We start from the raw sequence: 14,854 nt of genomic DNA, 5'->3' as shown, positions 1-14,854 counted from the left end.
AACTGCCCTCAGCGGACAGTTTCTTTTTTGATTTTTTCAGGCTTCATGATCTTCGCCTCTTTTTTCTGCCGCATCCGTTCTGCGTTCATCAATCCACCGAGCATCAAAACAACGGAGGATAAATAAAACCAGGTCATCAAGACGATGATTCCTGCGAGCTGACCGTAGAGACGATTGTAACTCCCAAACTCCGCATAGTATGAGAAGACTTCCGATACGACCTGCCAGGCAATCGTCGTAAATAATGCCCCCGGGAGTACTTGACGAATCGTCAAACGGACACTCGGTAAAATGCGATACAACAATACAAAGAACACAAATAGAAACAAGGAACCGAGCCCCCAGCGGAATACAAACCAAATGGACGAATAGTCTGCTGCAACATCCGCGATGAGTGCAAAATGATTGATGAAGCGTCGGGCCAATTTCTCGGCGACCGGAACAAGTAGCGAAAACGGCAAGATGAACATCATCCCAATCGTAAATCCGAAGTCTTGTAATAAGCCCCGCCAAAACGGCACTTTCCTTGTCACCTCGAGGGCATCATTGAGGGACCGGACGAGCGACTGGACAGACATCGAGGCGAGCCAAAAGGCTGCGACGAAGCTAATCGAAGCAAGTTTCAATCCCCCTTCGTCAAAAATCCCTACGACATTTCGGCGAATTAAATCATAGGTTTCCGCTGGTGCGAAAGGACGAATCAAATCAAGGACTTCACCGGAAGTGAATGGTAAAAAAGATACTAATCCGACAACGAATAATAAGAATGGAAATAAGGACAACATCAAATAATAGGCCAGCTGTGCCGACTTATCGAAAAAAGCTTCGCCAAAAAAGCGAATAAAAACCGGTTTGACTAAAGACATGCCATGTTCCTCACTTTCGATTGATTCTCTTATCTATCCCCCTTCCCGCTCCCACTTAATCTGTGAACGTCTTTTGAACGTATCGAAAAACAGGCAATTGCTATGAGTTGGCGCTTCCTCCATTCACCTTGTACACTAGAATAAGAAACTCTGTCGCTTTGGATGAAGAAAGGACTCAAACGCCGTGCAACATTTACTAGACGAAGCAGAACGCTTCTTGACGACTTATATAGAAGAGACACCACATACACAAAATCGTTTGAACGACGTGCGCGAAGAAATTTTACGAACGGGAAACTATACACAAACAACGGACGAATTGACGTTCGGAGCGAAACTTGCTTGGCGTAACAGCAACCGGTGCATCGGACGGCTCTTTTGGGATCAACTGCACGTCATCGATGCCCGTGCGGCGACAACGATCGAAGCGATTCGAGACGCGTTGTTCCACCACATTCGCCACGCCACCAATGAGGGACGGATCCGTTCGACAATCACGATTTTCCATCCGCAACGTGTCCGCGTCCTCAATCATCAACTGATTCGTTACGCCGGCTACGAAACGGCCGACGGCGTACTTGGTGATCCCGCATCCACCGCTTTCACGAAACAATGTCAGGCACTTGGGTGGATGGGACACGGGACCGCCTTTGATATTTTACCGCTGTTGGTTGAACTCGATGGTCAAGTAACACTCCATGAGATTCCACAAGAACTGATTCTTGAAGTTACAATCATCCATCCCGACTATGATTTGTTCGCAGGACGCGACATCAAGTGGTACGCCGTCCCGATGATTTCCGATATGCGTCTTGAAATCGGCGGCATTTCGTACCCATGTGCTCCGTTCAATGGCTGGTATATGGGAACTGAAATTGGAGCCCGTAACCTTGCTGACGCGGACCGTTATAATCTCTTACCGCTTGTCGCTGAACAACTTGGTCTGAACACGTCCCGTGAGCGCGCCTTATGGAAAGACCGGGCCCTCGTCGAACTCAATGTCGCCGTCCTCGAATCCTTCGAGAGGTCCGGAGTGACGATTGTCGATCATCATACGGCGGCCAAACAATTCGCCCGGTTCGAAAAAAATGAAGCCACTTGCGGTCGCGACGTCACTGGGGAATGGTCGTGGCTCGTTCCGCCGATGAGCGGAGCAGCGACACATGTCTTCCATAAAAATTATGACAATGCGTTACAGCGACCGAACTTTTTCCCGAAACAGACGCAAGCCACGGGATGCCCGTTCCACCAGGAGGTGCCGTGGTGAATTACGTCAAATCCATCCGTGATTTAGTCGGACCCACTCCACTGATTTTAGTCGGTGCCGTCGTCCTCGTCATTAAGGAAGGTCAGATTTTACTCGAACAACGAAATGAAGAACAAGCACGTTTCGGTCTTCCGGGTGGTCTCATGGAATGGGAAGAATCGACGGAAGAGACGGCCCGACGCGAATTATTCGAAGAAACCGGACTCGTCGCAAAGACGCTCAAGCTGCTCGGTGTCTACTCCGGTAAAAATTACGTCACGACACTCGCGAACGGGGATGTCTTTCAAAGTGTCACCCTCGCCTACGTTGCTTCCGATACTTCCGGCACACTCCGTGTCAGTGATGAAAGTGTTGCATTGACGTATGTGTCCCTGACGGACTTACCGGATAACATCGTCGGTTCGCATCTTGTGATGATTCAAGATTATATAGCAAGTATTTCTTCATAAATTCATTCTTAGAGACGAGGCATTTTCCAATGATGAACAAAATTATGCTTATCATGCTGGGTGGCACTGGAATCTTATTCGTAATTTTCGCCATCCTCGTCATGATCAGCTTATGGACATGACAAATAGCCATTCGTTCTAAAGTAGTGCTTGCTACTTCCGAACGATGGCTATTTTTTTCGTTAACGAATGGCTTTACTCATGACGAATTGTTTTAAATCACGTTGCGCCCATCCTTCTGCACGCAATGTTTCCCAGACGAGTGGATTCGTCGACTGCAATTGATACGTCATTCCACTCAAACGTCGGGTCGCTTCCGTTGCGATGCGCGCGACCTCCGATTCTTCCGTCACAATGGCAAAAATCGAGTCGTTTGAAGCAGCGATGAATGCTCCATCCAGTTCATAATAGGTGGCCTTTCTATATTTCATCACGCCCGGATCTTGTTGCCAAATGTATTCGCCTTGTTGGGCGTATCTCCGTTCAAATGCCACTTCATCAATCTCAACGAGTGGATTCACCTGGTTCGGTTCATCGCGCTGAAAATAACCGAGTTCATGGTCTTGGCGGTAGCCAAGCTGGTGATACAAATCAATTGCAGGTGTATTACCTTGGATGACTTCAAGCATTAATCGATCGACTTCCAGCTCTTTCGCATAACTTAGTTGAGCCTCGTATAATGCTTTTGCGATGCCGAGACGGCGATACTGCGGATCTACGCCAAGCCCGCCACACCGCATGACTTGCTCTTTTTTAATTTTCTTGAGGCCGTTCAGCCATAACCCGACAGGTCGTTCTCCATGAAAGGCGACAAACGAGTGTTTCAATTGATTGGCATCTCGCGTCAAAATCCGTTCCTGAAACACTTCAAGTGACAAACCGAGCGGAATCATGTAATCACTGAACCCTTCTTGCATCGCGTTGTAGGCAGATTCTAAATCAGGATTTCTTTTAATATGAATCATATGTAGTCCCTCCTCTTCTCTCTTCAATCGTTCGACTTTTTACAAGATGTTTCCTGCACTTGTTTCCAACAAAAAAATCACCCCCGATGAAATCGAGAGTGATCATGTACTTAATTTAATTTCGAACGGCTTCTTCCGTAACCGAAGTAGACAAGCAAACCAATCGCCGTCCAGATGAAGAACGCAATCCACGTAAAGGTTTGGAGATTCAACATTAACATGATACAAGCAAGGACCGATAAAATCGGGAGAACCGGGACGAACGGGACTTTGAACGCCCGTTTCAAGTCCGGACGCGTCCGACGCAAGATGATGACGGCGACGGAGATTAATGCGAACGCAGCGAGTGTTCCGATGTTAATCAATTCCGCCAACGTACCGAGCGGGACGAATCCAGCAATCAAACCAGAAGCGGTACCGAGAATCCAAGTCGCCTTGACCGGTGTATACGATTTTTCATTGACGTCCGAGAAAACTTTCGGTAATAATCCATCACGACTCATCGCAAACAACAGACGGACGAGACCAAATGTCATGACAAGAATAACTGTCGTCATCCCGACGATGGCTCCAATCCGGCAACCCAGTTTTGACCTGCGACTTTTAACGCAAGCGAAACCGGACTATCGACACCTTCAAATTGTTTGAACGGGACGATTCCGACCATAATTGCAGAGACGACGATGAACAAGATGACGACGGCGACTTTAACGAGTACCATCACGTTATTGACACGTTTTGTTTCCTTGATTCCAAGTGACAACAAGAACGTAATGATCATCAAAATCAAGAATGCCGGTAAGTTAAAGAACGTTTCACTGCCAGATACGGCGCCCGGTGCAGCACGGAGCGCCGTCGGAAGTTCAATGCCGAATTCCGATAACAAAGATCGGAAGTAACCTGACCACCCTGTCGCGACGGCACTCGAAGCCAGACCGTATTCTAAAATTAAACACCACCTGATGATCCAGGCAACGAGTTCGCCAATCGTAGCGTAGGTGTATGTATATACACTACCCGAGACAGGAATCATCGAGGAAAATTCGGCATAACAGAGGGCGGCTAACGCACAAACGATGGCTGAAATAATGAATGAGACCGGTAATGCTGGACCTGCGTATAAGGCGCCTGTTCCTATTAAAACGAAAATACCTGTACCAATGATGGCACCGATTCCGAGTAAAAAACTCCTTCGCATACTAGCGAAGGAGTTACACGTTACTTACGGACGATCGTTTGGATGATCAAGATTTGGTCCACGATTTCCATCTGGGTCAATCGGATAATCATCCTGTTGTGCCAAATCATTTTCAGGAAGCGCACCTTTTGGCTTACCGTGCGTCGGTTTCTCATCAGTCGATTCCGTCGGACGGGAAGCACGTGGGGCACGGTCTGGCGTGACATCATCTGCTGCTTTCGAAGCTGCACCTTTAGCCGCTTCTTTCAGGCTTGGCTTAGGAGCTGATGGAGTTCGGTCCGAAGCAAGACTCGACGTATCAAGCTCTGTCTCTTCTGCTTTCTTCTCGAGACGATCAAGGTAGCGCGAAGCATTATCGCGACCACCTAAACCAAAGGCGAGGCCGAAGGCAAGGGCGGCTGCTCCGAGAATCAAGATGAAGGCCGAGTTGACGATCGTCGCTGCGACGCCAAGTTGATCGAGTGCCATGAAGATCGCGAGGGCTAAAATCGCATAACGTGCAACATTCGATAGGACTTTAAGATCAGAACTGCCGAACAAACTATCCATCGCGCGTTTGACCAAGTTACTGACGATAATCCCGATTGCGAGAATGACAATCGCCGTCAAGACACTCGGAAGGAAGGCAAGGACAGCTCGTCCAAGATCGACCATGAAGTTCAGACCAATCAGGTTAAAGGCTTCGACGACGAACAGGACGACGATGATAATCTCAACGAGAGCACCGACGAGTGAAGAAGGTGACATCGACGTATTGTTTGCATCCCAGTTTCCAATTTTCAAGTGACGTGTCAAATTGTTAAAACCGAGTCGGACGAGAAGGTCGGTGACGAATTTTTTTACAAATCGTCCAACATAGACACCGACGAGAATCAAGACGACGCCGATTACAATGTTCGGAATCATTCCGAGGACATCGTTTAGCATGTTGATTGCTGGTGCACTGATTCCTTCGATGTTCAGTTGATCAAGTGCTGAAATCGTGATCGGAATCAAAATCAAGATGAAGACGACTGTCCCGAGAATTGACGAGACCGATTTTGAATCTTTTTGATTGTCTGTCCCGATGTTAAAACGGGAAGCAAATTTATCCATCCCAATCGCATGAAGGAAGTTCGTCACGATATCGCGGACAATTTTTGCGACCAAGAACCCAACTAGCAAAATAGCTGCTGCTGCGATTAGTCGTGGGATGAAGCTTAAGAACGAGGATAACAGTTGACTGAACGGTTCCGAAACACTGTCAATGTTGAGGGCATCAAGTACACCTGGTAGGAAAATCAATAAAACCAAGTAGAAGACGATATCCCCGGCAATTTTTGGATAGTTCGATAGATCGGCTTGTCCTTGTAACATCTTGTTTGAACGAACCTTTTCGTTCGCCATCAACTTTGTTCCACCTTTGACGATGACCATCCGTAAGACGACGGCAATAATATAGGCGAACAGTAGAACGAGTGCAGCTTTTAAGATGTTCGGAATTGCCGCAAGCAGCGTGCTCATTGTGTCTGCGAGTGGTGCTGCAATGATGCCAAGATTAAGAATGTTGAACACTAAAATTAGTACAAAAACCATTAAGACCCAAAAAATAACTGTTCCAACGACTTTTTCTGGTGTCCATTTCTTTTTCTTCGTTGTCGCTTCAGCTGACTTTTCTGGCATCAACTTCTTGACGACACCTGACTTTTCTAGTGCCTTTTGAATGCCGTTCGCAATTAATTTTGCGATCAGCCAACCAATTAGGAACACAAGTAGTGCACCTAATATGTTACCAAGAACACCGAACATTCCGTTCAGGTTTAGCGAAGTATCGTTCCACATATTGTTCATCCTGTCACACTCCTTTTTTAAAAAATGGATTATCGGCATACCTTTACATCTATCATTTCCCCCTGTTGTGAATGAAGTAAACACGCTTTCAGTCAAATTGACAGACAATTCAAGAAACACTAAAAAACGGATGACCCTCGCGAGAATCATCCGTTTCGACATTGTTTATTTGATTAACGTGACGTTGCCTTTCCGGCGACGGTCTGATCGTGTAAGACGTCTTCAATCGCTGCATACCCGCCATCGATGTTAATGACATTCTTCACACCGAGTGATTGGAGGACGCTGACCGCCATCCGTGACCGGACCCCTGACGCACAGTGGACGGCGATCGGTTGGTCGCTCGGAAGCTCTTCATGACGTGACGCAAGTTTTCCGAGTAAAATCCGGTGAGCCTGTTCATAATGGCTCTCCTCCCACTCTGTTTTATTTCGGACGTCAAGGACGTAGACGTCACCGGCTTCAGCTGCTGCGATGGCTTTGTCTGCTGTCCAGTCCGGATAACTTTCTGTTAACTGACTCGCTGTCAGTTTTTCGACATCAATCAATGTCACGAAACGATCCAGTCCGATCGATTGTAAATCCGTTTGAATCGTTTCCAGTTGATCCGTTGCTGCGAGAATGGCGATATCCTGATTGAAATCGACTAACCAGCCTGCCCAGGCGACGAATTTCGAATTGTAGGGAATGTTGATTGTCCCCGGTACATGTCCGGCACCAAATGTTTTTCCGTCTCGTGTATCGACGACTTGCATCGTCTTGACGAGTTCTTCCACCGTGTTCGCTTCAGCAAGGCGTGGACGATCAACTTCTGTCGTCACGACAATGCCTTCTTTGTTGACTTTTTTCATCATCGCAAAGTAGTTCGGTGGTTCTGGTTGATCCGTTGTTAATTCTTTAACAAATGCCGCTTCATCCTCCATCCGGAGTGCCCAGTTCGTCACTTTTTCGTAGCCGACCGTCGATGTCGGAACAGCACCGAGGGCTTTCCCGCACGCGCTTCCTGCACCGTGTCCCGGCCAGACTTGTGTGAAGTCAGGCAGTTGTTTGAAGCGTTTCAAGGACTGGAACATTTGCTTCGCACCGAGGGCTGTCGTTCCTTGAATACCGGCTGCTTCTTCCAGTAAATCCGGACGTCCGATATCGCCGACGAAAACGAAGTCACCTGTGAAAATCCCCATCGGAACTGTCTGATCACGATCGTATAAGACAAACGAGATGTGTTCCGGCGTATGACCTGGTGTATGCATGACTTCAAGCGTCACATTCCCGACTTTGAACGTCTCCCCGTCTTTGACGAGACGGGCATCAATCTCTGAAGCAAAACCATACTTCCAAGAAGCATCGCCTTCGTTTGATAGATAAGCTGTCGTTCCGAGACGCTTCGCGAATTCGCGTGTCCCAGAGACGAAATCGGCATGAATGTGTGTTTCCGCCGTCGCCGAAATTCGAAGCCCTTCTTTTTCCGCTTCTTTGAGATACGGTTCGATGTTTCGTGCCGGATCGATGACGATCGCTTCCCCTGTCTTCTGGCACCCTACCATATATGAAGCTTGTGCTAATTTTTCATCATAGAAATAGCGTAATAACATAACGATTCCTCCTTTAGTTGAATGGTCGTACCCGATTGATCGTTGCTTAGCGTGTGACGTTTCCTTCCCAGCTCATCATTCCGCCGTCGACGTTCGTGACGTCGAAGCCTGCTTGTTCCAAATACATCGAAGCATTCATACTCCGTCCACCCGATAAACAAATGACGTGGAGCGGTTGAGAGGCATCCAGTTCAGCCGTGCGTTCCGTCAATTCAGATAATGGAACATTTTTAGCCTGTTCGATATGACCGCCTGCGTATTCATCCGTTTCGCGGACATCAATCAACTGGATTGATGCATCCGTTTGAAGTGTTTGTTCAAGTTCAGTCGTCGACATGTTTTTCATGAAGTTTCTCTCCTTTTGTTGCCCGTTCGGCAAAATGATTTCTGCTCATAATATACCCCCTGCGGTATTAAAAATCAAGGGAAAGGATTATTCCGACAAAAAAAGCAGCCCCTCTCCTCGAGGAACTGCTTCATTTCTTACGATCCTGTCATACGACTTCTTTTTCGGAAAACTGGCTGTTGTAGAGGTCCGCATAGAAACCATCTGCTTTTAGCAACGCTTCATGCGTTCCTTGTTCAATGACACGCCCTTGATCCATGACGAGGATTAAGTCCGCATCTTTAATCGTCGACAGGCGGTGGGCGATGACGAAACTCGTCCGTCCGTCCATCAAGCGTTGCATCGCCTGCTGGATGAAGATTTCCGTCCGCGTATCGACGCTCGACGTCGCTTCATCCAAAATCATGATCGGTGGATCGGCGAGAACCGCACGGGCAATCGTCAACAATTGTTTTTGCCCTTGTGAGATGTTCGAGGCCTCTTCGTTCAAGACCGTCTCATACCCGTCCGGTAACGTCCGGATGAAGTGATCGGCATGGGCTGCTTTCGCCGCATCGATGATGTCTTCTTCCGATGCTCCGACTTTCCCGTACGCGAGATTATCGCGGATCGTCCCGTTAAAGAGCCACGTATCCTGTAAGACCATCCCGAAGGTCGTCCGTAGGTCTTCCCGGGAGATGTCACGGGTATCGATTCCGTCAATCCGGATCGCACCACCGTTTAATTCATAGAAACGCATCAACAGGTTGATTAAGGTCGTTTTCCCAGCACCGGTCGGACCGACGATCGCGACGGTTTGTCCCGGCCGGACATCGATGTTCATGTCTTCAATCAAGAGGTCTTTTCCGTAACCGAAGTCAACGTGTTCAAACGCGACGGCACCTTTCGCACGCGCGAGATGATGCGTTGTCACTTCTTTGATTTCCTCTTCTTCATCTAACAATTCAAAAACACGTTCTGCTGCTGCGACCGTCGACTGGACGATATTTGCGATGTTCGCCGTCTGCGTGATCGGTTGTGTGAATTGTCGGGTATACGTGATGAAGGCTTGAATGTCCCCAATCGAGATACTGCGTTGCGTCACTAAAATCCCGCCGACGACACTGATCAAGACATAACTGATGTTCCCGATGAACATCATCATCGGCATGATGATGCCGGAAATGAACTGGGCTTTTCGTCCGGCATCATAAAGCTGTTCATTGACGTCGTCAAACTCTGCGACGGCTTTCCGTTCGTGACCGAACGCCTTGACGACCGGATGTCCCGTATACATCTCTTCGACGTGGCCATTCAGTTGACCGAGTGTCCGTTGTTGATCGGCAAAATATTTCTGTGACCGTTTTAAGATCGGACGGATCGCAAAAATCGATAACGGTAACGTCACGAGTGAAATTAACGTCAAGAGCGGACTGATCGTCAACATCATGATTAAGATCCCGACGATCGTGACGATGGACGTAATGAACGACGTGACACTTTGTTGGAGCGTACTCCCGATCGTATCAATGTCGTTTGTCACCCGGCTGAGCGTTTCCCCGTTCGGTCGTCCGTCATAATATTTCAGCGGCAACCGCTCGAGTTTCTGATTGACGTCCTCCCGTAAGTCATACACCGTTTTTTGAGCGACGCTCGACATGATGTATTGTTGAATGTAACTAAATATACTACTGATGACGTAAAGTCCTGCGAGCAGTAACAAAATCTGGCCAATCTTCGTAAAGTCGATTTCAGCGTCCGGCACCCCTTGGAACTTCGCATACGCCCCTTCGAACAGTTCCGTAATCGCTGTCCCCATGATTTTTGGTCCGGCGATCATAAAGACCGTACTGAGGATCGCGGCGACAAACACAGCAATCAGTGCCGTCCGCCGTGGTTTTAAATAGGCGAGTAACCGACGGAACGTCGCTTTGAAGTCTTTCGGTTTCTCTCCCATCATCATCATGTTTCCACCGCCGGGACCACCACCCGGTCCACCCGGAGGTCCGCCGGCAGGGCGTTTCGTTGTCTGACTCATGCGATTTCCTCCTCTGACAGTTGGGATTTGACGATTTCTTGATAGACATCGTTTGTTGCGTACAGTTCGTCGTGCGTGCCGATTCCTGCGACGCGCCCTTCTTCAAGAACGATGATTTGATCCGCATCCATGACCGTGCTGACACGTTGGGCGACGATCAGGACGGTCGCTTGACGCGTTTCTTCTTTTAGTGCTTTTCGGAGTGTCGCATCCGTCTTGAAGTCGAGGGCGGAGAAGCTGTCATCGAACACATAGAGGTCGGGTTTGCGGACGAGCGCCCGGGCAATCGAGAGCCGTTGCTTTTGGCCACCGGAAACGTTTGATCCGCCTTGTTCAATCACGGAATCGTACCGCTCCGGCATCCGTTCGATGAAGTCGATCGCTTGGGCAACACGCGCTGCATGTTCGATTTCTTCTAATGAGGCATCCTGTTTCCCGAAACGGATGTTGTCTGCAATCGAGCCCGTGAACAACAGGGCTTTTTGCGGCACGAAGCCGATTTTCGAACGTAATTCCTCTTGCGGGACGTCACGACTGTCGACGCCGTTGACTTGGATGCTGCCACTCGTTACGTCGTAAAAACGGGGAATCAAATTGACGAGCGTCGATTTCCCGGCACCGGTTCCGCCGATGACAGCGGTGATTTCACCAGGACGTGCTTTGAAGCTGATATCCGACAGCACCGGCGCTTCCGCACCCGGATAGCTGAACGTCACGTGATCGAAGACGAGCGTGCCCGGCTCACGGTCTGCTGAAGCGGTTCCTTCATCGACCATCGTCGGTGTCATCTCGAGAACTTCATTAATCCGTTTCGCCGAGACCGCAGCACGGGGAATCATGACGAACATGACGGATGCCATGACGAGGGCGAACATGATTTGCATGACGTATTGGATGAACGCCATCAGGTCACCGATTTGCATGCCGCCGTTATTAATCCGGATCCCACCGAACCAAATGACGCCGACGACCGTCAAGTTCATCACGAGCATCATTGTCGGCATCAAAAATGCCATGATCTTATTGACCTTAATCGAGACGTCCGTCAGATCCGCATTGGCTTGCGTCAAACGGACTTTTTCTTCTTTCTCCCGGTTGAAGGCACGAATGACACGGATGCCTGTCAAATTCTCGCGTAAGACGAGATTTAACCGGTCGAGTCGTTTTTGGACTTGTCCGAACAGCGGCACCCCTTTCCATAAAATCAACAAAATCGAGACAACGAGGACGGGCATCGCGGCGACGATGACGAGTGATAGTTTCGCATCCTTTGAGACCGCCATGATTAGACCACCAATGAACATGATTGGTGCACTGACGACCATCCGTAACATCATGATGACGACTTGTTGGACTTGTGTGATGTCGTTCGTCGTCCGTGTGATCAGCGACGCCGTTCCGACCTGGTCGAACTCTTGCAGTGAAAAACGTTCGACTTGGTTAAAGACTTTCCGGCGAATGTCACGCCCAAGTCCCATCGCCGCTTTTGATGAATAATAACTTGCGGCAATTGCAGCCGTCGCACCGAGTGCCGTGATGCCCAGCATGACCGCACCAATTTTCCAAATGTAGCCTGTATCCCCGACGACAACGCCTTTATCGATGATGTCTGCCATCAAAGTCGGTAAATACAAATCGGACATCGACTGGGCGAAGACGAGGACCAATACGGCGAGGACCGACCATTTATAGACTTTTAGATTTTTGAGTAACTTAATCACGTGTACAACCTCCGTTTCCTGGCGGGAGAATCTCTTTCATGCCACGGGCAATGATGTCATGGGTCGCAAGCATCTGCTCGAAGGCTTCCGGATCAATCGTTTCCAAAATTTTCTCGAGGCGTTGTTGCATCCCGGTTTCTTGTTGTTTCATCTCTTGAACGAAACGTTCTCCTTGTTCACTGAGCGACAAAATCACTTCGCGCCGATTTTGTTCGTTCGTCTCGCGAACAATCCAGCCGGACTGCACCAGTCCTTCGATCGATTGACTGAGCGTACTTTTCGGTAAGTGGGTCTGTGCTGCCAAATCTTTTTGGGTAATCGGTCCGCGCGGTGCAATCGTCATTAAACTATGAAATTGCGGCATACTGAGTCCATTTTCCTGTGCCGTCTGATGGGCAAAACGCATCAAGTGGCGCTGGATGTTCCAAAACGATTTCATCATCGTTGCCGATCGTAAATTTTCCTGCTGTTCTGTTTCCATGGATTCAACTCCTTTGTTCAATTTCGAATCGTTCCATTTGGAATGATTATCTATGTAAACTAAATTACGCCGATTCATTCGTAAAGTCAACTAAATAACAATGTGAAAATGCACATAATATTTTTAGCAAATTCAAAGAGTGACCACAGATTATGAATACACAAAAAAACGACCATTTCTCTACCTAGAAATGGTCGTTCTCTATAGTTCACTCCGGCTCCACATGGACATGAATGTCGTAGACGCCATATTCGTCCGTCAACGTATCTTCGACTCGTGTTGCGATATCATGGGCTTGGTGGATGTTGAGTGTCGAATTGACGAGAATCACGACATCGACGACTTCATTATTGCCATAGTTCCGTCCTTTGATTGACTTGATTCCTTTGACACCTTCGAGGTCAAAAATCACGTCCTCATACATCTTCAGCTTTTGTTCATCAAAGCCGTCCGTCAGTTCGTGGGAAGCTTCCGAGAAAATATCCCATGCCGTTTTACAGATTAAGAAACCGACGATGATCGCCGTCACGATATCAAGCCACGGCATCCCGAACTGGGAACCGATGATTCCGATTGACGCTCCGATACTGACCCAGGCATCCGACCGATTGTCTTTCGCCGCTGCCATGACAGCCTTGCTGTCAATTTCTTCAGACAGTTTGCGGTTATACCGATAGACAAAATACATGACGACTGCCGAACCGATTCCGACATAGGCAGCTACGATATCTGGAGATTCTTGTTTTCCTTCAAATAAGCTTGAAATCGTATCAATCAACACTTGGAGACCGACTGCCATCATAATGAAAGAAGCGACCATCGACGCAATCGTCTCACTTTTCCAGTGACCGTATTTATGATTGTCATCTGCCGGACGACGGGAAATTCGTAATCCGATTAACACAGCAATCGATGCGATGATATCCGTCGTATTGTTCAAACCATCTGCCCGTAAAGCGGCAGAATCCGCTGAATAGCCGACAAGCAATTTAATTACGGATAATAGGATATAGGCTGCAATGCTAATCATCGCACCGCGTTCGCCCCGTTTTAGATTATCGAATTTTTGTTCGTCCATCATTCCGCCCGCCCCCACTTACTCGCTTAATTCCGAAAACTTATCGTAGCAGTTCAATACAAGTGGGTCTAGAGAAATCATTTTGTTTATAACTAGATAATTAATAAATGACCAACTTTGTTTTCTATAGGCAAAATAGATCAAGCCCTAGTAATCCAACATTCTTGAACAGAAAAACCGCTTACATCTCTTGAACAACCAACTTTTTTGCGGAAATTTATTGAACAAAAAAAGCATAATCCGTGCATCTTCTTACCAGAGTCAGTAGACTAAAGACAAACAATCATACTATAGGGGGATTTACACATGAGTAACTACATCAAGAGTGAAGACACGTTTAAAGAACTAATCGCAAGCGAAACACCGGTCATCATCAAGTTCGAAGCCGACTGGTGCCCGGACTGCAAACGGATGGACTACTTCATGCCGGACGTCGAGTCACAATTTAAAGAACTTCCAATCTATACGATCGATAAAGATGAGTTCCCGGAAATCGCATCCGATAATGTCGTCATGGGAATTCCAAGTTTACTCGTTTTCCAAAACAGCGAGAAGCTTGGTCACTTGCATAGCGCCAACGCAAAAACACCAGGAGAAGTGACAGACTTCCTCAAAAAGAACTTCAACTAAACGCATGAAGCCCCACTTTCCATTTAGGAGAGCGGGGCTTTTTTTAGCGTTCGCAGGCGATGCCGTCTTTGTCACGGTCTTTTGACTTATTGAGATTATACGTCGCTAAGCTTACATGTTGGGCGTACTTTGTTTTCTTATAAATGGCTTTCCCATTTTTATCGTAACCCGTTCGGTTTTTCAAACCCTTTTTCTTCGAGACGCCACCTTTATACGTTTTTTGCATCTCCGTACAGTTTTTAAATGCCTTCGCCTTAGTCGCTGCGTCACTTTGACCAGATGTAGCGCTAAGTAATGAAATACTAAGTACACCTGTCATGACAATCTTTAATGCTTTTTTCATCAGGTTACCTCCGTTTCTAAAAAACCAAATCTTAGTGATAATTTGATTATAATAGATTTCTTTAGAAATAG

13 protein-coding genes and 1 pseudogene are annotated in these 14,854 nt (G+C 47.7%); 3 read left to right on the top strand and 11 right to left on the bottom strand.

Annotated elements, in window-relative coordinates:
* Positions 1-8: 8 nt before the first annotated feature.
* Positions 9-866, bottom strand: coding sequence for a YihY/virulence factor BrkB family protein (locus KNP96_RS10635; protein ID WP_088836176.1), 858 nt, complete (start codon positions 864-866; stop codon positions 9-11).
* Positions 867-1,050: 184 nt separating this feature from the next.
* Here KNP96_RS10635 and KNP96_RS10630 point away from each other — a divergent pair, with 184 nt between their 5' ends.
* Together KNP96_RS10630 and KNP96_RS10625 are read left to right on the top strand one after the other, a co-directional pair.
* Entirely contained in the window at positions 1,051-2,133 is a 1,083-nt protein-coding gene (locus tag KNP96_RS10630) for a nitric oxide synthase oxygenase (protein WP_214770410.1), read from the top strand.
* Positions 2,130-2,582, top strand: coding sequence for an NUDIX hydrolase (locus KNP96_RS10625; RefSeq protein ID WP_353048347.1), 453 nt, complete (start codon positions 2,130-2,132; stop codon positions 2,580-2,582). The genes KNP96_RS10630 and KNP96_RS10625 overlap by 4 nt, the downstream gene beginning before the upstream one ends.
* Positions 2,583-2,764: 182 nt before the next feature.
* Here the strand turns inward: KNP96_RS10625 and KNP96_RS10620 are convergent, their stop codons facing one another.
* The 9 genes and pseudogenes from KNP96_RS10620 to KNP96_RS10580 all read right to left on the bottom strand — a co-directional run bounded on the left by KNP96_RS10620 (position 2,765) and on the right by KNP96_RS10580 (position 13,810).
* Complete coding sequence (locus KNP96_RS10620; protein WP_214770405.1) at positions 2,765-3,547, bottom strand: GNAT family N-acetyltransferase; 783 nt, start codon at positions 3,545-3,547, stop codon at positions 2,765-2,767.
* Positions 3,548-3,657: 110 nt separating this feature from the next.
* Positions 3,658-4,727, bottom strand: a pseudogene (locus tag KNP96_RS10615) (amino acid permease); the annotation flags it as partial.
* 42 nt (positions 4,728-4,769) lie between these two features.
* On the bottom strand, positions 4,770-6,575 hold the full coding sequence (locus tag KNP96_RS10610) for a mechanosensitive ion channel (RefSeq protein WP_214770403.1): 1,806 nt from the start codon (positions 6,573-6,575) through the stop codon (positions 4,770-4,772).
* Between the two features lie 173 nt (positions 6,576-6,748).
* Positions 6,749-8,167 carry an MBL fold metallo-hydrolase gene (locus tag KNP96_RS10605; RefSeq protein WP_214770401.1) on the bottom strand — a complete coding sequence of 473 codons (1,419 nt, stop codon included), beginning with the start codon at positions 8,165-8,167 and terminating at the stop codon, positions 6,749-6,751.
* Positions 8,168-8,213: 46 nt separating this feature from the next.
* A complete protein-coding gene (locus KNP96_RS10600) occupies positions 8,214-8,513 on the bottom strand; it encodes a rhodanese-like domain-containing protein (RefSeq protein ID WP_088836170.1) in 300 nt (99 codons plus the stop codon).
* 148 nt (positions 8,514-8,661) lie between these two features.
* On the bottom strand, positions 8,662-10,530 hold the full coding sequence (locus KNP96_RS10595) for an ABC transporter ATP-binding protein (RefSeq protein WP_214770399.1): 1,869 nt from the start codon (positions 10,528-10,530) through the stop codon (positions 8,662-8,664).
* Positions 10,527-12,251: an ABC transporter ATP-binding protein gene (locus KNP96_RS10590; RefSeq protein WP_214770397.1), complete on the bottom strand. Its 1,725-nt coding sequence runs from the start codon at positions 12,249-12,251 to the stop codon at positions 10,527-10,529. The genes KNP96_RS10595 and KNP96_RS10590 overlap by 4 nt, the downstream gene beginning before the upstream one ends.
* On the bottom strand, positions 12,244-12,732 hold the full coding sequence (locus KNP96_RS10585) for a MarR family winged helix-turn-helix transcriptional regulator (RefSeq protein WP_088836167.1): 489 nt from the start codon (positions 12,730-12,732) through the stop codon (positions 12,244-12,246). Before KNP96_RS10585 ends, KNP96_RS10590 begins: the two co-directional genes overlap by 8 nt.
* A gap of 208 nt (positions 12,733-12,940) precedes the next feature.
* The gene (locus KNP96_RS10580; protein WP_088838402.1) at positions 12,941-13,810 is read right to left on the bottom strand and encodes a cation diffusion facilitator family transporter; all 870 of its coding nucleotides are present in this window, start codon (positions 13,808-13,810) and stop codon (positions 12,941-12,943) included.
* A gap of 306 nt (positions 13,811-14,116) precedes the next feature.
* On the opposite strand from KNP96_RS10580, the gene KNP96_RS10575 reads away from it, so the two are divergent.
* The gene (locus tag KNP96_RS10575) at positions 14,117-14,440 is read left to right on the top strand and encodes a thioredoxin family protein (RefSeq protein ID WP_088836166.1); all 324 of its coding nucleotides are present in this window, start codon (positions 14,117-14,119) and stop codon (positions 14,438-14,440) included.
* Between the two features lie 43 nt (positions 14,441-14,483).
* Here the strand turns inward: KNP96_RS10575 and KNP96_RS10570 are convergent, their stop codons facing one another.
* Positions 14,484-14,783, bottom strand: coding sequence for an excalibur calcium-binding domain-containing protein (locus KNP96_RS10570; protein WP_088836165.1), 300 nt, complete (start codon positions 14,781-14,783; stop codon positions 14,484-14,486).
* Between the last annotated feature and the right edge of the window lie 71 nt (positions 14,784-14,854).

It is taken from the genome of Exiguobacterium sp. s133 (genome assembly GCF_018618595.1).
GTDB lineage: Bacteria > Bacillota > Bacilli > Exiguobacteriales > Exiguobacteriaceae > Exiguobacterium_A > Exiguobacterium_A oxidotolerans.
The sequence above is the reverse complement of the archived record's forward strand: the minus strand, read 5'-3'. Positions and strand labels throughout refer to the sequence as shown.